The sequence below is a fragment of the Jiella sonneratiae genome (genome assembly GCF_017353515.1).
GTDB lineage: Bacteria > Pseudomonadota > Alphaproteobacteria > Rhizobiales > Rhizobiaceae > Jiella > Jiella sonneratiae.
The window spans coordinates 1-20229 of record NZ_JAFMPY010000025.1; the positions used below are offsets into that span (position 1 = coordinate 1).

Sequence of the window (20229 nt, forward strand, 5' to 3'; positions counted from 1 at the left end):
CAGATGCGGTTCGATGATCTCCCATTCCTGGTCGCTCAGTTCGTGACGGCGCATGGCAATCTCCTTTCAAAGGAGATTGAATCAAATCAACCACCGAACGTGAACCCGGTTATGGGGATGCGACCTAGGAGTTGGGCGGCGCGCATCGTCGTCCAAACCTTGAGAATGGCAAGAGAGGGGTTTCCCCGGTTCCGCCGCCGCGACCGAGACGAAGGGGGGCGCATCCTCAGGCCGCGTTGCGTGGGCGGCCACGGTGAAACCCCTCTCTTGCGATTTCTAACGCTTAGCCGCTTCGCGCCTAAGACGATGAAATCGCTTTCTCTCCCACAAAGGGGAGAGAGGGCGCGTTTTCGCAGGCATCCGCGTATGGTTGAGCGCCGGCCTCGACGCTCCGTCATTCTCGGGACGGGGGCCTGCGAGCTGCACTCATCTCGCCGGATCCTTCGACGCGGATGCCGGCTTCAATCAGAACGGTTTGCCAAGACGGATGACATTCGGGCGCCGACATCGCCACGTCGTCATCCTCGGGCTTGTCCCGAGGATCTACTGCGGGTTGATTTTTGGGCACTTCGCGGTCCGGGGCCAAACTGCATGGATTTTGTCGCCGAGCCGGCAGTAGATCCTCGGGACAAGCCCGAGGATGACGCATTTCCAGCGCTTTCGGCGAATTTCAAGCGGCCTGCCTCGGCATGCAACCTGGCCGCGACGGTCTCTCGACAAATGTGTGAAGCTTGCAGGGCCCTGTCCCGAGAATGACGAAGCGGCGGGTGGCGCGTATCGTCCGGAACCGAGGCGGCGGCTCCACCAGTGAAACCCCCTCGGCTTGCCTTCCGCGAAGGCGACAGAGCCGCCATCCGCCAAGGCTCGATGGTCCGGCCTCTGCGGTGCGATGAAGCTAGCCGGAAGATCGCTTCAGATAGCGACCCGGCGTCGTTCCGAATTGCCTGCGAAACAGCTCGATGAACGAACTGACGGTTTCGTAGCCGAGATCGATGGCAACCGCTGTCACGGACTCTCCGGCGATCAGCATCTCCACAGACCGCAGCAGGAGGCAGCGCCGACGCCACGCGCTGAAGGTGAGGCCCGTCTCCAGAACGAAGCGGCGGCTGAGCGTGCGTGGCGCGAGGCCCGCCCAGGCGGCCCACTCCTCCATGCGTCGCTGCTCGGATGGAGCATCCGCGAGCGCTCGCGCGATGCGTTGCAACCGGGGATCTGCGGGCATCGGCAACCCGAGGGGCTCTTCAGGCGTCGAGGCGATCTCATCCAGAATGACGCTCGCAAGATGACTTTGCGCGGGAGACAGAGGACCTTCCGTCCAGGCGGCCGCACGCAGCACCGCTTCGTGGAGGAGGCCAGAATGGCCGATGACGCGTGCAGAGCGCGGCAAGGCTTCACAGGACGGCCGTGCGACATAGACGCTCCAGCCGCGAAACGCGCCATCCGAGGTAAGCCAATGCTCCAGACGGGGCGGAAGCCAAATGGCGTTAACGGGCGGCACGACCCAATGGCCCTGATCGGTGCCCACACTGATCACCCCGTGCAGGCTGCCCAGCAGCTGGCCCCGCTCATGGCTGTGCCTCGGCGTCTGCCGCCGTTCGATCTGCTCGCGAAGAACGGCGACGATGATCGGGTCGTCGCAAGCAACGAGGCGCATTCGATCTTGAAGGGAATCGGACATGGCCTCAAAACCGTATCGAATGGCATCGATACGTTAGTACCGCCGCCATGGAAAGCCTAGCGTCGACCCTCTCTCAATGGACGACGACGCATGGGACCCCTGACATGACCGATGATGCGATGACGCGGGACGAGGTTCACGATCTCCTGCGACGGATGTTCGCCGCATTCACCGACCCGGCAGCGGCGCCGAAGGACTTTGCCGAACTGCTGACGCCCGACTACGTCCAGTATGTCGATGGCGAGCAGTTGGATTATGCAGGTTTCCTCGCACATCACGAGGCTCTCCGGCAGAGTGTCGTCTCGGCAAGCGTCAGTTTCGAACATGTCGTCACCGACGGCGCCTCGGCCGCAACGGTGCACGTCGCCGAGGCCGTGAAGCTCTCGGGCGAGCGGGTTCGTCTCAAAGTGATCGCCTATTTCCAGTTTCGCGACCATCGCATCTGCGTGGTCGACGAACTGACCCACATGCTCGAAGGCGAGGCGAGAGATCGAGACCTGGGATCGCGAACGCTGCGTCGGTGACAAGGGCAGGTTTCGGCGACGGACACCATCTCACCGAATGGGATCGACGTTGCGCCTCCCCGTCGATCCGTCCCCCCCCCCCCGCTCCGACCGTCTGGTGACGGCGTGGACCAGCGGGCTTTTGCGTTTGCCGGCACGCCACTTTCGCAGTCGCATCCCAGCGTCGCGGCGATCACTCTGCACCGCCCCCCTCGCCAACCAACCACGCCCTTTCATTCTCCAACAATCCTTGTATACTCGCATTCATGGAAGACACCCGCGCCGTCACCGCGCTTGCCGCTCTTGCCCATGCCGACCGCCTGCGGGCCTTTCGGCTGCTGGTGAGGGCCGGGCCGGGCGGCCTGCCATCGGGCGAGATCGCCGAGCGGCTGGCGATCATGCCGACGCGGATGAGCTTTCATCTGGCGGGGCTCGACCGCTCCGGCCTCGTCCATTCCTGGCGCGAGGGGCGGCAGGTGCGCTATGCGGTGCAGTTCGAGGCGATGCGGGCGCTGCTCGGCTTCCTGGCGGAGGACTGCTGCGGCGGGCATCCGGAGATCTGCGGCGTCGGCGCGGCGGGCTGTGGCCCTGCGACGGGCTCTGCGCCGGCGGCGGGCGGCGCTTCCGATGCAGCGGCGCGCCGTGCCCCGCAGGCGGCGAAAATGGCGGCGAAGCCATGAGCGCGCCGCCGCCCTTCGACCTGCCCCGCCGGCTTGCCGCCGAAGCGCTCGGCACCGGCCTCCTCGTTGCGACCGTCATCGGCTCGGGGATCATGGCCGAGCGGCTGACGGAGGACGCCGCCCTCGCGCTCCTCGGCAACACCCTGCCGACCGGGGCGATCCTCGTCGTTCTGATCACCGTTCTCGGGCCGATCTCCGGCGCGCACTTCAATCCGGCGGTGACCCTCGCCTTCTGGCTGCGGCGCGCGATCGGCCGGGACGACGCCTGGCGCTACGTCGCCGCGCAGCTCGCCGGCGGGCTTGCGGGGACGCTCGCCGCGCATCTGATGTTCGGCCTTTCGCCTTTTTCCCTGTCGACCCACGTGCGGACCGGCCCTGCCCAGTGGTGGGCGGAGGTGGTCGCGGGGTTCGGGCTGGTCGGCGTCATTCTCGGCGGCCTGCGCTTCGATGCCCGCGCAGTTCCCTGGCTGGTCGGCCTCTTCATCACCGCCGCCTACTGGTTCACCGCCTCGACGAGCTTCGCCAATCCGGCCGTCGCGCTCGCCCGCGCCTTCACCGACACGTTTTCCGGCATCCGGCCGGTCGACGTCCCGGCCTTCGTCCTTGCCGAATGCCTTGGCGCCGTGCTGGCCACCGCGCTATTTGGCTGGCTGCTCAATCCCGGCACCCGGCCGACCATCCGCGGCGCCCTCAGCGGCGACTGATCCGCCATTCGAAACGAAAGCCTCCGATGACCGTCACGATCTTCCACAACCCCGCCTGCGAGACCTCCCGCAACACGCTGGCGATGATCCGAAAGTCCGGCGAGGAGCCGGAGGTGATCGAATATCTGAAGACGCCGCCGAGCCGCGAGACGCTGATCGAGCTGCTCGACATGATGGGCATGAAGCCGCGCGAGCTGTTGCGCGAAAAGGGCACGCCCTATCGCGAGCTCGGCCTCGACGATCCGCAGCTTTCCGACGAGGAGATCCTGCAGGCGATGATGGAGCACCCGATCCTGATCAACCGCCCGATCGTCGTCACCGACAAGGGCGTTAGGCTGTGCCGGCCGTCGGAAAAGGTCCTCGACATCCTGCCCAACGCCGATATCGGCGCCTTCGCCAAGGAGAGCGGCGACGTTGTGCCCGCCCGCAACTGACCGGCACGGACGGCCGCTCGAAACGATGCTCTCCAACCTTCCCAACCTTGCCGCCGGCGCGCTGGCGCCGATCGATCCTGCCGCCTATGCCGCGCCGGGCGATCCGGGCCATCCGCCGCGCATCCTGACGCTCTACGGCTCGCTTCGGGAGCGCTCCTATTCGCGCCTCGTCTCCGAGGAGGCCGGCCGGCTCCTTGCCTTTCTCGGCTGCGAGGTGAAGAGCTTCGACCCGCACGGCCTGCCGCTGCCGGATGCAGCGCCCGCCGACCATCCGAAGGTCGCGGAGCTGCGCGAGCTTACGCGATGGTCGGAAGGCATGGTCTGGGTGAGCCCCGAGCGGCACGGGGCGATGACCGGCATCATGAAGGCGCAGATCGACTGGATCCCGCTCTCGGAGGGCGCGGTGCGGCCGACCCAGGGCAAGACGCTGGCGGTGATGCAGGTCTCGGGCGGCTCCCAGAGCTTCAACGCCGTCAACCAGCTGCGCATCCTCGGCCGCTGGATGCGGATGGTGACGATCCCCAACCAGTCGTCGGTCCCGAAGGCATTTAACGAGTTCGACGAGGCCGGGCGGATGAAGCCGTCGGCCTATTACGCCCGGATCGTCGACGTCTGCGAGGAACTGGTGAAGTTCACCTACATGACGCGCGGCCGGTCTTTTGCCCTCACCGACCGCTATTCGGAACGGGTCGAGACCGCCGCGCAGCTCTCCGAGCGGGTGAACCAGCGGGCGATCTGAGGTTTCGGGGGCTTGGGGCCGATCTGTCCGACGCCCCGCCGCCCGCCGCGGTCACGCCTCGTCCCCGACGGCAATCGCTCGAAGGTCAGCGCCAGCGGCGACGCCCAGCGGCGCCCCGGCGATGCCGGAGATCAGAAGCCCCGCATCAGGCCGGCGCCGACCTCGCCGAAGTCCGGCTTCACGTTCAGGAAGGTCGCGGCGCCGCGGACGATGTTGCCGACCATCGGCGCGGCGTTCCAGCCCGCCTGGGCGTTCGGCTTGCCCTTCTCGACCTTCGGCTCGTCGATGATCGACATGACGATGTAGCGCGGCTTGTCGATCGGGAAGGCGCCGACGAAGGCGTTGAAGCGCTTGTCGTGGTTGTAGCGGCCGTGCTCGACCTTCTCGGCCGTGCCGGTCTTGCCGCCGACATGGTAGCCCTCGACATTCGCCTGGCGGCCGGTGCCCTCCTCGCCGTTCAGCTTGAAGATCGCCCGCATGTCCTGCGACGTCGTCGGCCTGGCGATCTGTTTGCGGATGGCGTTCGCCTCTTCCACGCTGCGCGGCAGGAAGGTCGGCGGGATATAGTAGCCGCCGTTGATCAGCGCCGCCGCGGCGACGGCGGTGTTGAGCGGGGTCGTCGAGACGCCGTGGCCGAAGGCGATGGTCATCGAATTGATCTTCTTCCAGCTCTTCGGCTGGGTCGGCATCGCGACCTCGGGCAGCTCGGTCTGCATCTTCGAGAGCAGGCCGAGCCGGGTGAGGAATTCCTGGTGGCGCTCGACGCCGACCATGTCGGCCTCCCGCGCCGAACCGACGTTGGAGGAATATTTGAAGATCTCCGGGACGGTCAGCGAACTGCCCTCGTTGTGAAACTCGCGGATCGTGTGGCCGGCAACGGTGAAGGGGGTCGTCGCGACGCGGGAATTGATCGACACGACGCCGAAGTCGAGGGCCATCGCGGTGGTGAAGATCTTGAAGGTCGAGCCCATCTCGAAGGTGCCCGCCGACATCCGGTTGAGGTTTTCCTTCTGCAGCGGCGCGTTGCCGGCCTCGTTCAGGTCGTAGTCGGGCAGCGAGGCCATGGCGATGATTTCGCCGGTATCGACGTCGAGGACGACGCCGCCGGCCGCGATCGCCCGGTATTCCTGCATCGCCCGCACGAGCTCCTGATGAACGACATGCTGGACGTTGCGGTCGATCGACAGCTTGAAGGCGCTGAGCCCGTCCTGGCTGGCGAGGCCGGTCGCCTGCAGCGCCCTGAAGCCGCTGTCGTCGAGATATTTCTCCATGCCGGAGATGCCGTGGTTGTCGATGTTGGTGAGGCCGAGGACGTGCGCGGCCTCGGCGCCGCCGGGATAGAAGCGGCGGCGTTCGGTGCGGAAGCCGATGCCGGGAATGCCGAGATTGAAGATCGCCTGCTGCTGCGTCGGGGTCAGGCCGCGGCTGAGCCAGGCAAAGCCCGCCTTCGAGTTCAGCTTCTTGTAGAGGACGCCGGCATCGAGGTCGGGAAGCACGGTCAGCACCGCCTCGGTCGCCTCGTCGGCGTCGACGATGCGCCGCGGCTCGGCATAGAGCGAGGCCGTCTTTAGATCCGTCGCGAGGATCTGGCCGTTGCGGTCGACGATGTCCGGCCGGTCCGACACCGGCAGGCTCGACGTGAACATGCCGTCGATCCCGTTCTGCCCCGTCACGCCGAACCAGACGAGCCGGCCGAGGATCGTCGAGAACACCGAGAAGAAGATGATCGAGGTGAGAAAGGTGCGCGACCGGTGGTGCTGCGGGTGCGGGCGCTCGGTGCGCTTCGACCGGCCGACAATCCGTGCGGTGGCAATGGAAAGAAACTTCATGGCGCCGTGCGATCCACGCGATTGATCCGTTCCGCTGCGCAAGACCCGTGTGAGCAGCCGGGATTTCCCGCCAAACACATGCGGCCATCATGCTTACGAAACCGTGAATCCCGCGGCCGGGGACGCAAACCCCATCCGCCCGGCGGCGCTGACCTTCCCCTTCGCCCGCATGCGGCGACCGGCGCCGGTGATCGCGGCCGCTGGAGTCATGCGCAGCCGGCGCTGGCCGGCGCGCAGATGCGCGGCGTGAAGAGAGGCCCAAGGCCTGCGACCATTCGCGCCGGGTGCGGCAACGGAACGACCTGAAAACTCAATGAGTTGACGTCTTGTCAACGCCGCTTTGCGCGGCCAGCCGGAAGCCATCTGCCATGAGCCGCACGGTTCTCGAACGAACGCCGCGCGATGATCCGTCGCGTCCCTTCCGCGGGCCCGTCCCGGGCCGCCTTCCGGGCGTCGCCCGCAACGGCGAGCCGAAAGCCGAACGGTCTGACGCCGCTCTCCCGCGAATTCTCGGCCTCGGCACGACCGTCCCGCCGCACAGGCTGTCGCAGACCGACGTCGTCTCCTATGCCGAGGAGGTCTTCGGCGGCCGGTTCACCGATTTCGAGCGGCTGCGGCCGGTCTTCGAGAACACCGGGATCGAGATGCGCTACTCGGTCCAGCCGATCGACTGGTTCTACCGGCCGCAGAACTGGCAGCAGCGCACGGACGCCTATCTCGACGGCGCGACCGCGCTTTTCGTCGATGCCGCGACGAAGGCGCTGGCCGCGGCCGAGCTTTCCCCCGACGCGATCGACGTGGTGGTCACGGTCAGTTCGACCGGCATCGCAACGCCGACCCTCGAGGCCCGCGCCCACGGGAAGCTGGGCTTTCGCCCGGACGTGCGCCGGGTGCCGCTCTTCGGCCTCGGCTGCGCCGGCGGCGCCACCGGTCTCGCGCTGGCCGCGCGCCTCGCCGGCGCCGAACCCGGCGCCAAGGTCCTGCTGGTCGTGGTCGAGACCTGCACCCTCGCCTTCCGGGACGACGCCTTGACCAAGAGCAACATCGTCGCGACGGCGCTGTTCGGCGACGGCGCCGCGGCCCTCGTCCTTGCAGCCGGCGGTGACGGGACCGGCCCGAAAATCCTTGCGTCCGGCGAGCATCTCTGGCCGAAGACCCTCGACGTCATGGGCTGGAACGTCGACCCCGTCGGCTTCGGCGCCGTCTTCGCGACGTCGATCCCGACCCTCGTCACCGAGCGCATGCGCCCCGCCGCGAGCGCGATGCTCGCCAAGGGCGGCGAAACTCTGTCGGATGTCGAGGGCTACGTCTTCCACCCCGGCGGAACGAAGGTGGTCGAGGCGCTCGAACCCGCTTTCGACCTTCCCGAAAATTCCCTTGATGTCGAACGTCGGGTCCTGCGGGAGTTCGGCAACATGTCGGCGCCGACGGTGCTCTTCGTGCTTCAACGCAAACTCGCGGCCGGGCTCGCCGGGCGGACCCTCCTCGCGGCGCTCGGTCCGGGCTTCACCGGGAGTTTCGTCCGGCTGGATGCCTGACATGGTCGACGCCGCCGCCCCGCTCGCCGTGGCGATCCTCGCCTACGTGACGGCCCAGCGCCTCTTCGAACTCGTCGTCGCCGCGCGCAACACGCGGCGGCTTCTCGAAAGCGGCGGATACGAGGTCGGCGCCGGGCACTATCCGGCGATCGTCGCCCTGCATGCCGCCTGGCTCGCCGCCCTGTGGATCTTTTCGCCCGGCAGGCCGGTCGATCTTCTGCTTCTTGCGCTCTTCGTCCTCGTCCAGTTGCTGCGTTTCTGGACCCTCGCCTCGATCGGCAGGCGCTGGACGACGCGCATCATCGTCCTGCCCGGCGAGCGTCTCGTCGCAACGGGACCCTATCGCTTCCTGCCGCATCCGAACTACGTCGTGGTGGTCTGCGAAATTTTCCTCCTGCCCGCCGTCTTCGGCCTCTGGGCGATCGCCATCCTGTTCTCGCTTCTCAACGCGGCGGTACTGATGATCCGGATCCCGGCCGAGACGTCCGCGCTGCAACGGACCCGCGGATGACGTCCCGCCGCCGATCCCGGACGGCGCCGCGATGACGGCGCCCGACCCCACCGCGGAAGAAGCGCAGGCCGAACGGCTGTCGGTCGGCACCTGGCTCGGCTTTGCCGCCATGTGCCTCGGCATGTTCATGGCGGTGCTCGACATCCAGGTCGTCGCCACCTCGCTGCCGGCGATCCGGACCGCGCTCGGCATCGCGGACGATCGGATGAGCTGGATCCAGACGGCCTATCTGATCGCCGAGATCATCGCGATTCCGCTGACCGGCCTCCTGACCCGGGCGATCAGCATGCGGCGGCTCTTCGCCGCCGCAGTCGGCGTCTTCACCCTCGCCTCGATCGGCTGCGCCGCAAGCACGGGCTTCGCTACGCTGATCGCCGGGCGGGTGGTGCAGGGCTTTTCCGGCGGCATGCTGATCCCGCTGGTGTTCTCCGCGGTGTTCCTCCTGTTCCCCTTGCGGTTCCAGGGCGTCGCGACGACCCTTGCCGGCATGCTGGCGGTGCTGGCGCCGACGGTCGGCCCGATCGTCGGCGGCTGGATCACCGAGACCGGCTCGTGGCACTGGCTGTTCCTCGTCAACGTCGTGCCCGGCATCCTGGCTTTTCTCCTCGGCCTCGCCACGCTGCGGCGGGAGGCCGGCCACCCGACGCTGCTGCGCAGCCTCGACGTCGGGGGGCTGGCGCTCCTCGCGCTTTCTCTCGCGAGCCTTCAGATCGGGTTGAAACAGGCGCCCGACGACGGCTGGCTGTCCGCCCCGGTCCTCGGCCTCCTCGGCGCCAGCCTGCTCGCCGGGGCCTGGTTCGTCGCCCGCATGCTCGGCGCCGGCACGCCGATCGTCCAGCTCCGGACGTTCCGCGACCGGGGTTTTGCCGTCGGCTGCGGATTGAGCTTCATTCTCGGCATGGGGCTCTACGGGTCGGTCTATCTGATGCCGGTCTTCCTCGCATTCATGCGCGAGCACGGGCCGCTCGAAATCGGCATCGTCATGCTGGTCACGGGGGTCACGCAGCTCCTGACCGCCCCGCTCGCCGTCGCGCTCGAACAGCGGGCCGATGCGCGCCTCCTGACCCTCGGCGGATTCCTGTTGTTCGGGGCGGGGCTGGCAATGAGCGGCTTTGCGACACGCCAGACGGATTTCGACGGGATGTTCTGGCCGCAGGTGGTGCGCGGCGGGGCGATCATGTTCTGCCTCCTGCCGCCGACGCGGCTCGCCCTCGGCGGGCTCCTGCCGGAGGCCGTGCCCGATGCCAGCGGCGTCTTCAACCTGATGCGCAATCTCGGCGGCGCCATCGGCATCGCGCTGATCGACACGGTGATCTACGGCCGCTCCCCGGTGATCGCCGAAGCCCTGGCTCAGCGCCTGGTCGACAGCGACGCGAAGGCTTTCGTCATCGTCGGCCTGCCCCTCGACCGGCTGAAGGACGCGGCGACCCTCGCCAACGATCCCGACATCCAGGACAAGGTCCTGCCGCTGATCCAGAAGGCCGCACTCGTCGAGGCGATCGACGAGGCCTGGATCATGCTTGCCGCCATCACCTTTGCCGGCTGCGCGCTCACCCTTCTCGCCCCGCGCGGCGCCGCCTCCGGCAAGCCGATGCCGGGCCATTGACCGCGGCGAGCGGCGGCGCCGATCGCCGGCGGAAGGCAATCGCCGGCGCGATCAGCCCCTCGGCTTGTAGGTATGTTCCTCGGCCGGGAAGCTGCGCTGGCGCACCTCGGCGGCATAGGCCTTGACGGCCTCGCTCACCGCCTCGCCGATCGCGCCGTAGCGCTTGACGAACTTCGGCACGCGCGGCGTCAGCCCGAGCATGTCGTTGATGACGAGGATCTGCCCGTCGCAGGCGCTCGACGCCCCGATGCCGATGGTCGGAATCGCCACCGCCCCGGTGATCTCGGCGGCAAGCGGCGCGACGACCCCCTCGACCACCACGGCGAAGGCCCCTGCTTCGGCGACGGCCACCGCGTCGGCGACGATCTTCCGGCGTGCCGCCTCGTCGTGGCCCTGGCTCTTGAAGCCGCCGAGCATGTTCACCGCCTGCGGCGTCAGCCCAACATGGGCCATCACCGGGATGCCGCGGCTGGCGAGGAAGGCGATGGTCTCGGCCATCGCGACGCCGCCCTCAAGCTTGACGGCGCCGCATCCGGTCTCGGCCATGACCCGCGCGGCGGAGGAAAACGCCTGTTCGCGCGACGCCTCGTAGGCACCGAAGGGCAGGTCGACGACGATCAGCGCCTCGGTCGTCGAACGCACCACCGCGCGGCCATGGGCGATCATCAGGTCGAGGTCGACCTCGACGGTCGATTCCATGCCGTGCTCGACCATGCCGAGGCTGTCGCCGACGAGGATGAAGTCGCAGAGCGGATCGACGAGCGGGGCGAAGGCCGCATTGTAGGCGGTGAGCGAGACGATCGGCTGGCCGCCCTTCATCGCCCGGATCGCCGGCGCCGTCCGGCGCCGCAGCGGCTTTTCTGCACTCATGGCATGTCTCCCGTCTCCTTGTCCTTCAGCCCGGCCCGGGCCTTGCCGTGCGCTGGTCGATGAGGAGCACCGGACCGACCTCGGCCGTCACGAGGATCACCACCGGGCCGTCGATCCGCGGGGCGGGGTCGAGCGTCTCGGCGGCGCGGATGTCGAGCGAGCGGAGCGTCACGCCCGGCTCGGCGCCGAACCGCGCCCGCATCGCCGCGAGAACCGGGGCCGGGTCGCGCTCGCCGGCCTCGATCATCGCCGCGCCTTCGGCGAGCGCCGCCGACAGGACCCGCGCAGCGTGCCGCCCGCCGGGCGTGAGCCGCACGTTGCGCGACGACATGGCGAGCCCGTCGGGCTCCCTGACGGTCGGAACCCCGACGATCGCGACCGGCAGGTTGAGATCCGCGACCATGCGGCGAATGACGGTGAGCTGCTGAAAATCCTTCTCGCCGAAATACGCCTTGTCGGGCTGGACGATGTTGAACAGCTTCGTCACCACCGTCGCCACCCCGGCGAAGTGGCCCGGGCGGACCTTACCGATCAGGATCTCGCCGAGCGGCTTCAGCGACACCGACGTCTGCAGCGGCCGCGGATACATCTCCTCGACGGTCGGGGCGAAGACGACGTCGACCTTCGCCTCGCGCAAGAGCGCGAGGTCGCGGTCCGGGTCGCGCGGATAGGTGGCGAAGTCCTCGCTCGGGCCGAACTGCGTCGGATTGACGAAGATCGACACCACGACGACGTCGTTCTCCAGCATGGCGCGGCGGACGAGTTCCAGATGCCCGGCATGCAGGAAGCCCATGGTCGGCACCAGGCCGACGGTCTTGCCGGCCCGCCGGGCGGCACCGAGCGCCCCTCTGAGCTCCGCGATCGTCTCGTATCGTTCCACGGGTCTTCGTCCGTTTCCTCGCCGGACGGCGTTCTATCGGCAAGCGGGACGAAGCGAAAGGCCGCGGGATCTCGCTCCTACCCATATGCATGGAGGAGATGCGAGAAATTCTCCTGCCTCCTGCGTGAGCCCCGGTGCTCGTCGGCCCGGTCGTCGCGGCACGATCGATCGGACCCGGTGCCCGATCCCTGTGGTGCACCGAAAGAACGGGGCACGTCGGCTGCCCTTCAGAGCGCGGTCCGGCATCAGCGCCGCAGGCCGAACCATCCGCGCAGCCGTGCGGACACCGCCTGCCACCGCGTGTCGTCCGCAGACGCCTCCCTGCTTCTCAGCGTCGCTTCGAGATCCTCGACCGCACGCATGGTCGCCTCGTCCTCCGGCAGCACCCGCTGTGCGATTCTGAGCAGCGCCAGGACGTCGCCGGCCCCCGGGCGCTGACGCGCGGCGATCTTCAGCGCGGCATCCCTGAGGCAGCGGGCGTCCTCCGGTGCCAGCAGGCCTTGGAGCTTCGCCCCGATCGATGCCGCCAGGACGTCCATCTGCCGCTCGGACAGCGTGATCGCGTCTCCCGCCTTGGGGTTGAACGATCTCTCCAGCGCCTCGTACGGCTCGATCAGCAGATGGTCGGCCGGATCGAGCTTGGCGTTGATGGCGTCGACGGTGCGGCGGTATCTTGCGGCGACGGCCTCGTAGCTCGCCCTCTCGATATAGGGGATCTCGGCGCGGATGGTCGGGAGCCTGTTGACCAGCTGGTCGCTGATATACGACGCCGACCGGGTCACGTGTCTGTTGAAGGCGGCCTGCAGCCGGTATTCGCTTTCGGTCAGCGAGCGGTTCACCGGCTCCTTCGGATAGGTCATCTCCTGCAGCAGCTCCGGCGCCGCCTCTCCGAATGCCGCGACTGCAAAGTGGTCGAACAGCGCCGCCTTGCGGTTCGAGTAATTGGCGAGCGCGAGCGGAAAACCGTATCGGCCCGCAGCATCGATCCACCACAGAACGCGGGCGTGATGTCCGTCGCGGCGGTCGCGCAGAAAGGTGTTCAGATCGTCGGACTTTCCGCCCCGCTTGACGCTTTGCCCCCAACTCGAGACGAGCATGTCGAAGACGTTTCGCGCGTAGAGGATCACCCTGACCGGGCAGTCGTGACGCAGCAGGTGCTGCTCGATCGCGGCATCCTTTGCCAGTTGGTGGAACAAGCTCTCGCCCGAGACGACGATTCGCCTGTCGGCGGCGAAATCGCTGCCGAGCAGCACGGCGCCGTTGCCGCTGCTGACGAAGCCTTTTGCGGCGACCGCAAAACTCGGATGCTGCGGATAGGTCCAGCCGAATTCTTCCAAGCGAGCGCGGTTGATGGCGAGTGTCGACTGGATGAAACTCGTTCCGGTTTTTCCGTGTCCGATATGGATCACCAGTTCCCGAGCCATCCCTCACCTTCCGGTTCTGCGATCGCGGCAGCGCCGCGACGTCGCGGATCGCGGCGACAGCCTCGTGCTGCATTGCCCCGCCCATGTCTTTCGTTGATCCGCGCTATTACCAAAATGCGATAGGTTTCGGGGCCGCTTGACGATAGTGGTCGGTCTCACCTTTCTCAGACCGGGAGCCGGGATCAATGGACGCGATCGCCACCAGACGAGGCCCCCGGAACGCCGAACTCGCCGCCATCGGCGCCGGCTGCCTGATCGCCCTCCTCACCTTCGGCCCGCGCTCGGCGATCGGCTTCTTCCAGCTGCCGATGCTGACCGACACCGGCTGGAGCCGCGACGAGTTCGGCTTCGCCATCGCCATCCAGAATCTCTGCTGGGGCGCGGGCCAGCCGCTGTTCGGCGCGATCGCCGACAAATGGGGCACGGCGCGGGTGCTGATCCTCTCGGGTCTCCTCTATGCCGCCGGCCTTGCGCTGACAGCCGTCGCCCCCTCGCCCTTTTTCCTGACGGTCGGCGCCGGCGTCCTCGTCGGCCTCGGCGTCGCGGCGGGATCATTCGGCATCGTGCTCGCGGCCTTCGCCAGGCGGGTGAGCGCCGAACAGCGTTCCTTCGTCTTCGGCCTCGGCACGGCGGCGGGCTCGGCCGGGATGTTCCTCTTCGCGCCGCTCTCCCAGGCGCTGATCGAGAGCTATGGCTGGTCCGACGCCCTCCTCGTCCTCTCCGCCGTTATGCTCCTCGTCCCGCTGCTCGGCTTCGCGCTGCGCGGCACCGGCCGGACGAGCCGGGATCTCGCGCCCGAGATCGAGCAAACGATGGGCGCAGCGCTGCGCGAGGCCTTCGCGACGAAGAGCTATATGCTGCTGACCGCCGGCTTCTTCGTCTGCGGCTTCCAGGTCGCCTTCATCACCGCGCATTTCCCGGCCTTTCTCGCCGATGTCGGCATCGCGCCGAAATGGGCGGTGATCGCGATGGCGCTGATCGGCTTCTTCAACATCGTCGGCTCGATCGCCTCCGGCCTCATCGGCCAGCGGGTGTCGAAGCCGCACTTCCTCGCCTGGATCTACATTTTCCGGTCGATCGTCGTGACGGTCTTCCTGATGACGCCGATCACCCCGGCGACGGTCGTCGTCTTCGCCGTCGTCATGGGGCTGCTCTGGCTCTCCACCGTGCCGCCGACCAACGCGCTGGTGGCGATCATGTTCGGCACGAAATATCTCGGCCTGCTCGGCGGGCTGGTGTTTCTGTCGCACCAGATCGGCTCGTTCCTCGGCGTCTGGCTCGGCGGCTATTTCTACGAGCTCTCCGGCTCCTACGACCCGGTCTGGTGGCTCGGCGTGGCGCTTGGCCTGTTCGCCGCGCTCATGCACTGGCCGATCCGCGAGACGCCGGTGGAGCGGCTGGCGCTGGCGGTGTGATATCGGCAGACCAGTTCAACTGGACAACGACACCCACGTATCTTATCATGATACTATGAGGGCGTTGCCGTGATCCGCTCTTGGAAAGGCCGCGCGATCGAACTCCTGGCGGCCGGTCGATCGGTGAAGGGGTTTCCGGCAGACCTCATCCGGCCTGCGCAACGCAAACTCCGCTATCTGGCAGATGCAGCGCGTCTGAGTGATTTGGCGTCGCCGCCGGGGAACCGCTTGGAGGCGCTGAAGGGTGATCGTAACGGGCAGTTCTCCATCCGCATCGATGATCAGTGGCGCATCTGCTTTCGGTGGACCGACGAGGGAGCGGAAGACATCGAAATCGTCGACTACCATTGATGGAGCGGCTGCCTGAACCAAATCGAGTTCATGGAATGGATCTGAAACTACCGCTCATTCATCCCGGCGAGATTCTGCGAGAGGACTTTCTCGCGCCGCTTGCGATGGCGCCCTATGGCCTGGCGAAAGCATTGCATGTTCCGCGGACCCGGATCGAGCGGTTGGCGCGCGAGGAAACCCCCGTCACTGTCGACACGGCCCTCAGGCTGGCGCGCTATTTCGGCACGACGCCGGAGCTGTGGCTGAATCTCCAGAGATCATACGACCTGCAATTGGAAACCGATCGCAAGCGCGACGAGATTGCCGCGATCATCCCTCGGCCGCCGGATTGCGAGGCGGCCTGACGCCGCCTCTTCCGAGAGCAGCCAAAAGCCCGTGTCGCGCGTCGGGCTCCTTGATGCCGCGCGGCGTAAAGACGTTGCGGGCGAGGAAGTAACCCGTCAGCTGGAACGCCTGCGCAAGCGCGCCGGCGTCCTCGGCGCTGCCCTCTTCCGCAAGGAACTGCGGCAGCGGCAGCAGCCTGTCGTGCCAGGGCGCACCGGCCTCGCGGCTGACGGCGCGGCCGGTCCTCGGCGACACGTAGACGAGATCGTGGCGCTGGCCGGTGGCGGCGCATCGGGCGAGGTCGAGTCCGAAGCCGAGTTCCTCCAGAAGCGCGATTTCGAACCGCAGCATCAGGGCCGCAGCCTTGTGCGGCGCATCGAGATGCTCGACGATGACGGAAAGCCCGTCATAAAGGCGCGGGTGCGGATCGCGCTCGGGCAGGAGCCTCAGATGCGCCGCGGCGAGCTGAATGGCGTTGAGCGCCGCGGCGCTTTCGATCAGCGAGGCGGCACGCAGGGTGACCGGTTCGATGAGGAAGGTGCCCATGTGCTCGTCGAGCCGCGCCCGCCAGGAGGCCTCGACCGAGTTGCCCGGCTGGAGGACGGGCTGCTGGCGCCGCGAGCGCCCGCCTCTGACGATGCCGAGATGGCGCCCGCGGCCGCGCGTCATCACTTCGGCGATGACGCTGGTCTCGCCATGGCGCCGGACGCCGAGAACGATCGCCTCCTCACGCCATTCCATCGCCTGACGCGCCTATAATCTCAGCTCGGATAGTCGAGCCCCATCTCGCGGTAGCGCTCCGGGTCGTCGCCCCAGTTCTCGCGCACCTTGACGAAGAGGAAGAGGTGGACCTTCTGCTCCGCCGCTTCCGTGATCTCCTTGCGCGCCGCCTCGCCGATCGCCCTGATCGTCTCGCCCTTGTGGCCGATCACGATGCGTTTCTGGCTGTCGCGCTCGACATAGATCGTCTGTTCGAGCCGCACCGACCCGTCAGGCCGGGTCTCCCAGAGCTCGGTCTCGACGTGGCTGGCATAGGGAAGTTCCTGATGCAGCCTCAGATAGAGCTTCTCCCGGGTGATCTCGGCGGCGAGCTGGCGCATCGGCAGGTCGGAGACCTGATCCTCCGGATAGTACCACGGCCCCTCGGGAAGCGTCGCCGCAAGCCAGTCCATCAGATCACCGCAGCCCGAACCGTCGAGGGCGGAGATCATGAAGACCCGGTCGAAGGCGGCCCTGTCGGTGAGCTCCTTGGTCAGGCCGAGCAACCGGTCGCGCTTGATCCGGTCGACCTTGTTGAGGAGCAGCGCCCGGGTCGTCTGCCTTTCGGAGAGCCGGCCGAGGATCCGCTCGACATCCTCGCTGACGCCGCGTTCCGAATCGACGATCGCCAGCACCACGTCGGCATCGCGCGCCCCGGACCAGGCGGTCTTGACCATCGCCCGGTCGAGCCGGCGCTTCGGCCTGAACACGCCCGGCGTGTCGACGAAGACGATCTGGGCGTTGCGGTGCATGGCGATGCCGCGCACCAGCGCCCGGGTGGTCTGGACCTTGTGGGTGACGATCGACACCTTGGTGCCGACGAGCTGGTTGACGAGGGTCGACTTGCCGGCATTCGGCGCCCCGAGCAGCGCGACGAAGCCGGAGCGTCGTGCCCCGGCCGCGCCCGTCTCCTTGCCCGCGGCAGAAGTCGCTGCCGCGGCTTCGCCCGCTGCCTCGGCGTTTGCCGGTGCCTGCTCCGCTTCGTCGCTCAATCCGCGTCCTTCCAGACCCCTTCGCGCCGCAACACGGCGGCGGCTGCCTCCTGTTCCGCGATCCGCTTCGAGCGGCCCTGCCCCTCGGCAGACTCGACGCCCTCGATCAAGACCCGGATGGTGAAGACCGGCTCGTGATCCGGCCCCGAGCGGTCGGTCGTCTCGTAGCGCGGCAGCGACGGCCCGCGCTGATGCGCCCATTCCTGCAGCGCCGTCTTGGCGTCGCGCCGCGCCACCACGTCGGCATCGAGCCGCTCGCCCCAGTGGCGGGTGACGAAGTCGCGCGCCGTCTCGAGCCCTTCGCCGAGATAGATGGCGGCGATCAGCGACTCGACGAGATCGGCGCGGATGTTCTTCGTCCGCTCGCCCTTCAGCTTCTTCAGGTCGCCGCCCTGGCGGACATAGTCGAACAGGCCGATCGCGTCGGCGATCTCGGCACAGGCCTCGGCGCTGACCAGCGCGTTGAGCCGCAGCGACAACTCGCCCTCGTCGGCCTCCGGAAACTGCGCGAACAGGCGCTCGGCGATGACCAGCCCCAGAACCCGGTCGCCGAGGAACTCCAGCCGCTCGTAGCTTCTGGTCGCCCCCTCGCCGGTCAGGCTCGAATGGGTGAGCGCGCGTTCGAAGCGGTCCCTGTCGCGGATCGGCACGCCGATCCTTCGTTCGAGCTCTTCGAGGGCCCGCTCGCGCTTCATCCGAGCCATGTGAAGAAGCGGCTCGGCCTCAGGTCGGTCGGCCACTGCCAGACTTCGAGCGGCGACACGTCGTCCTTGATCGAGAAGAAGATCACGCGCGCCTTGCCGACGAAATTCTCGAACGGCACGTAGCCGACGTCGAAACGGCTGTCGAGCGAGTTGTCGCGGTTGTCGCCCATCATGAAATAGTGGTCGGGCGGCACGACGAATTCGCGGGTGTTGTCGCCGGGCGAGTTCGGCGAAAGGTCGAGCGTGACGTAGGAGACGCCGTTCGGCAGCGTCTCGCGAAACTCCCTGGCGGTGGTGCCGTCCTCGAAGGTGAACGCGCCGGAGGGCTCGCGCGGCACGGCCTTGCCGTTGAGATAGAGGATTCCCTCGCGCATCTGGATATGGTCGCCCGGCAGGCCGATCAGCCGCTTGATGTAGTCGACGTCCTCCTCGTGCGGCTTGCGGAACACCACGACGTCGCCGCGATGCGGCTCGAAGGAAAGCACCCGCCCTTCGAAGATGTCCGGCGAGAAGGGGAAGGAGTATTTCGAGAAGCCGTAGCTCCACTTCGTCACGAACAGATAGTCGCCGACGAGCAGCGTCGGCATCATCGACCCCGACGGAATGGAAAAGGGCTGGAAGAGGAAGGTCCTGATGACCAGCGCGAGGATGAGCGCCTGGATGATGACCCAGACGGTTTCGCCGAAGCCGCCCTTTTCCGTCCGTTCGGCTTGGTCGACCATCGCACTCTCTTCTCGTCAATTCATCGTCGCGCGGGCCCGCCGCAGAGCGCCTTCTAACCAGTTGACGGGCGCCCCGCAACGGCGCTGCGATCAAACTTTGTCGGGCTTGGCGCCGCCCGGCCCGCCGTCCCTGCGGGCGACGTAGAAGCCCGCGTCGGCGGTGGCCTCGAGAGCCCCGGCCGCCTTTCGGGCCGCCGGCGTCCTGCCGCTCGCGATCTTGCGCCGGCGGTGCGCCTGGAAGCTGACGACGGCCGAACGCACCAGCACATAGGCAAGGGTGCCGGAGGCGATGCCGAGCGGCAGCGAGCCGATCAGCATCGGCTTCACCACCGGCTCCCAGATCGAAAGCAGGTTGGAGGGCGACAGCATCGAACCGAAGGCGGCCGGATGCGGTGCCGGTCCGGCGTCGCGATCGGCGAGGAAATGACCGACCTCGTAGGTCGCCGCCCAGATGAAGGGGAAGGTCGCGGGGTTGCCGACGGCGGTGCCGAGCGCTGCCGCCGCCATGTTGCCGGCGATCAGATAGGCGATCGCGAAGGCGATCAGGAAGTGGAAGCCGACGAAGGGCGTGAAGGAGGCGACGACGCCCGCGGCAAAGCCCGCCGCGACGGCGTGGGGCGCCGCGTCGAGGCGCACGACGCGCTTGACGAAGTAGCGATAGGAGCGCCGGAACGACCGCCGCGGCCAGAGGAACGTGCGCAATCGCGCCCACCGGCCTTCGGGCACGCGCCGCCGAAACAACATTGAGGTCCGCCAACTCCGAAGCGATCGAACCGACGCCGAATTCCGCCGCCCTGCAGATCGCAGCCCTCGCCCCTGGGGCGCCGCCGGCAGTCTGCCACAGGGCAAGGCTTAGGGCATGGCTTTGCGGCGAAATTCTCGTCCGCTTTCGTCGCGGCGTCGGGTTTCGTGCAGCCGGGTGGCGCGAGGGCGCCTCAGAGCGAGCGGCTGCCGGGCTTGACCGGCGGGATTGCGGCGAGCTCCGGCGGCAGCGCATCGGCCGGATAGGCCGGCACCTCGTATTCGGCAAGCGCGATCAGCGGCACGCCGACGTCGACCTTGCCGGCGGACCGGTCGATGATGCAGGCCGCGGCGACAACCTCGGCGCCGAGATCGCGCATGCAGGCGACGGTCTCGCGGATCGACAGGCCCGTGGTGACGATGTCCTCGACGATGACGACCCGCGCGCCGGGCGCGATCTCGAACCGCCGCAGCCGGAAGGCGCCGTTCTCGCGCTCCACCCAGATCGCCGGGCTGCCGAGATGGCGCGAGGTCTCGTAGGCGGGAATGAGGCCGCCGACCGCCGGGCCGACGACGAAGTCGATCGCCCCATCGGTCTCGTTGCGGATGCGCTCTGCCAGCGCCCGGCAGAGCCTTTCGGTCAGGGTCGGATGCATGAAGACGCGGGCCTTCTGCAGGAAGACCGGGCTCCTGAGGCCCGAGGTCAGGATGAAGTGCCCCTCGAGATAGGCCCCCGCCTGCCGGAAGATATCGAGGACGTCCTCGTTGGTCATGCTCGCTCCCTTCGCCGCCCGCGGCCCTCGTTATCCGGCGGCCGCCTGCCGT

22 protein-coding genes are annotated in these 20229 nt (G+C 67.7%); 11 read left to right on the forward strand and 11 right to left on the reverse strand.

From position 1 onward, the window contains the following. Nucleotides 1–895: 895 nt before the first annotated feature. On the reverse strand, nt 896–1654 hold the full coding sequence (locus J1C47_RS18915; RefSeq protein ID WP_245396673.1) for an AraC family transcriptional regulator: 759 nt from the start codon (nt 1652–1654) through the stop codon (nt 896–898). A 128-nt stretch (nt 1655–1782) separates the two neighbouring features. On the opposite strand from J1C47_RS18915, the gene J1C47_RS18920 reads away from it, so the two are divergent. From J1C47_RS18920 to arsH, 5 genes are all read left to right on the forward strand, one after another. Further along, complete coding sequence (locus J1C47_RS18920) at nt 1783–2202, forward strand: nuclear transport factor 2 family protein (protein ID WP_207352356.1); 420 nt, start codon at nt 1783–1785, stop codon at nt 2200–2202. Nucleotides 2203–2447: 245 nt separating this feature from the next. Then, a complete protein-coding gene (locus J1C47_RS18925) occupies nt 2448–2861 on the forward strand; it encodes an ArsR/SmtB family transcription factor (protein ID WP_207352357.1) in 414 nt (137 codons plus the stop codon). Further along, a complete protein-coding gene (locus tag J1C47_RS18930) occupies nt 2858–3565 on the forward strand; it encodes an aquaporin (RefSeq protein WP_207352358.1) in 708 nt (235 codons plus the stop codon). Before J1C47_RS18925 ends, J1C47_RS18930 begins: the two co-directional genes overlap by 4 nt. 26 nt (nt 3566–3591) lie before the next feature. Next, complete coding sequence (gene arsC, locus J1C47_RS18935) at nt 3592–3999, forward strand: arsenate reductase (glutaredoxin) (protein ID WP_207352359.1); 408 nt, start codon at nt 3592–3594, stop codon at nt 3997–3999. Nucleotides 4000–4024: 25 nt separating this feature from the next. After that, nucleotides 4025–4738, forward strand: coding sequence for an arsenical resistance protein ArsH (gene arsH / locus J1C47_RS18940; protein WP_207352360.1), 714 nt, complete (start codon nt 4025–4027; stop codon nt 4736–4738). A 131-nt stretch (nt 4739–4869) separates the two neighbouring features. Here the strand turns inward: arsH and J1C47_RS18945 are convergent, their stop codons facing one another. Next, nucleotides 4870–6567 (reverse strand): peptidoglycan D,D-transpeptidase FtsI family protein, encoded by a 1698-nt coding sequence (locus J1C47_RS18945; RefSeq protein ID WP_207352361.1) that lies wholly within the window; start codon nt 6565–6567, stop codon nt 4870–4872. A 368-nt stretch (nt 6568–6935) separates the two neighbouring features. Here J1C47_RS18945 and J1C47_RS18950 point away from each other — a divergent pair, with 368 nt between their 5' ends. From J1C47_RS18950 to J1C47_RS18960, 3 genes are read left to right on the forward strand one after another with little or no spacing between them, the layout of a single operon-like run. Then, on the forward strand, nt 6936–8105 hold the full coding sequence (locus tag J1C47_RS18950) for a type III polyketide synthase (RefSeq protein WP_207352362.1): 1170 nt from the start codon (nt 6936–6938) through the stop codon (nt 8103–8105). 1 nt (nt 8106) lies between these two features. After that, nucleotides 8107–8616, forward strand: coding sequence for an isoprenylcysteine carboxyl methyltransferase family protein (locus J1C47_RS18955; protein ID WP_207352363.1), 510 nt, complete (start codon nt 8107–8109; stop codon nt 8614–8616). A 31-nt stretch (nt 8617–8647) separates the two neighbouring features. Continuing rightward, on the forward strand, nt 8648–10222 hold the full coding sequence (locus J1C47_RS18960) for a DHA2 family efflux MFS transporter permease subunit (RefSeq protein ID WP_207352364.1): 1575 nt from the start codon (nt 8648–8650) through the stop codon (nt 10220–10222). 51 nt (nt 10223–10273) lie between these two features. On the opposite strand, the gene panB is transcribed toward J1C47_RS18960, so the two are convergent. From panB to J1C47_RS18975, 3 genes are all read right to left on the reverse strand, one after another. Further along, a complete protein-coding gene (panB, locus tag J1C47_RS18965) occupies nt 10274–11092 on the reverse strand; it encodes a 3-methyl-2-oxobutanoate hydroxymethyltransferase (protein ID WP_207352365.1) in 819 nt (272 codons plus the stop codon). 25 nt (nt 11093–11117) lie between these two features. Next, entirely contained in the window at nt 11118–11972 is an 855-nt protein-coding gene (gene panC, locus J1C47_RS18970; RefSeq protein ID WP_207352366.1) for a pantoate--beta-alanine ligase, read from the reverse strand. A gap of 245 nt (nt 11973–12217) precedes the next feature. After that, entirely contained in the window at nt 12218–13396 is a 1179-nt protein-coding gene (locus J1C47_RS18975) for a hypothetical protein (protein ID WP_207352367.1), read from the reverse strand. A 185-nt stretch (nt 13397–13581) separates the two neighbouring features. On the opposite strand from J1C47_RS18975, the gene J1C47_RS18980 reads away from it, so the two are divergent. From J1C47_RS18980 to J1C47_RS18990, 3 genes are all read left to right on the forward strand, one after another. After that, on the forward strand, nt 13582–14811 hold the full coding sequence (locus J1C47_RS18980) for an MFS transporter (protein ID WP_207352368.1): 1230 nt from the start codon (nt 13582–13584) through the stop codon (nt 14809–14811). 69 nt (nt 14812–14880) lie between these two features. Further along, the gene (locus J1C47_RS18985; protein WP_207352369.1) at nt 14881–15162 is read left to right on the forward strand and encodes a type II toxin-antitoxin system RelE/ParE family toxin; all 282 of its coding nucleotides are present in this window, start codon (nt 14881–14883) and stop codon (nt 15160–15162) included. A 35-nt stretch (nt 15163–15197) separates the two neighbouring features. Next, nucleotides 15198–15506, forward strand: coding sequence for a HigA family addiction module antitoxin (locus tag J1C47_RS18990; RefSeq protein WP_207352370.1), 309 nt, complete (start codon nt 15198–15200; stop codon nt 15504–15506). Here J1C47_RS18990 and recO read toward each other — a convergent pair. The 6 genes from recO to pyrE all read right to left on the reverse strand — a co-directional run bounded on the left by recO (nt 15472) and on the right by pyrE (nt 20177). Then, nucleotides 15472–16227 (reverse strand): DNA repair protein RecO, encoded by a 756-nt coding sequence (gene recO, locus J1C47_RS18995; RefSeq protein ID WP_207352371.1) that lies wholly within the window; start codon nt 16225–16227, stop codon nt 15472–15474. The two genes, J1C47_RS18990 and recO, sit on opposite strands and share 35 nt — an antisense overlap. Before the next feature lie 20 nt (nt 16228–16247). Beyond that, nucleotides 16248–17237 carry a GTPase Era gene (gene era / locus J1C47_RS19000; RefSeq protein ID WP_207352372.1) on the reverse strand — a complete coding sequence of 330 codons (990 nt, stop codon included), beginning with the start codon at nt 17235–17237 and terminating at the stop codon, nt 16248–16250. Beyond that, the gene (rnc, locus tag J1C47_RS19005) at nt 17234–17941 is read right to left on the reverse strand and encodes a ribonuclease III (RefSeq protein WP_207352373.1); all 708 of its coding nucleotides are present in this window, start codon (nt 17939–17941) and stop codon (nt 17234–17236) included. The genes era and rnc overlap by 4 nt, the downstream gene beginning before the upstream one ends. Further along, nucleotides 17929–18663, reverse strand: coding sequence for a signal peptidase I (gene lepB, locus J1C47_RS19010; protein WP_207352374.1), 735 nt, complete (start codon nt 18661–18663; stop codon nt 17929–17931). The genes rnc and lepB overlap by 13 nt, the downstream gene beginning before the upstream one ends. 90 nt (nt 18664–18753) lie before the next feature. Then, nucleotides 18754–19407 carry a DUF2062 domain-containing protein gene (locus tag J1C47_RS19015; protein ID WP_207352375.1) on the reverse strand — a complete coding sequence of 218 codons (654 nt, stop codon included), beginning with the start codon at nt 19405–19407 and terminating at the stop codon, nt 18754–18756. A gap of 191 nt (nt 19408–19598) precedes the next feature. After that, nucleotides 19599–20177, reverse strand: a complete 579-nt coding sequence (gene pyrE, locus J1C47_RS19020; protein WP_207352376.1) for an orotate phosphoribosyltransferase — start codon at nt 20175–20177, stop codon at nt 19599–19601. Nucleotides 20178–20229 lie beyond the last annotated feature (52 nt).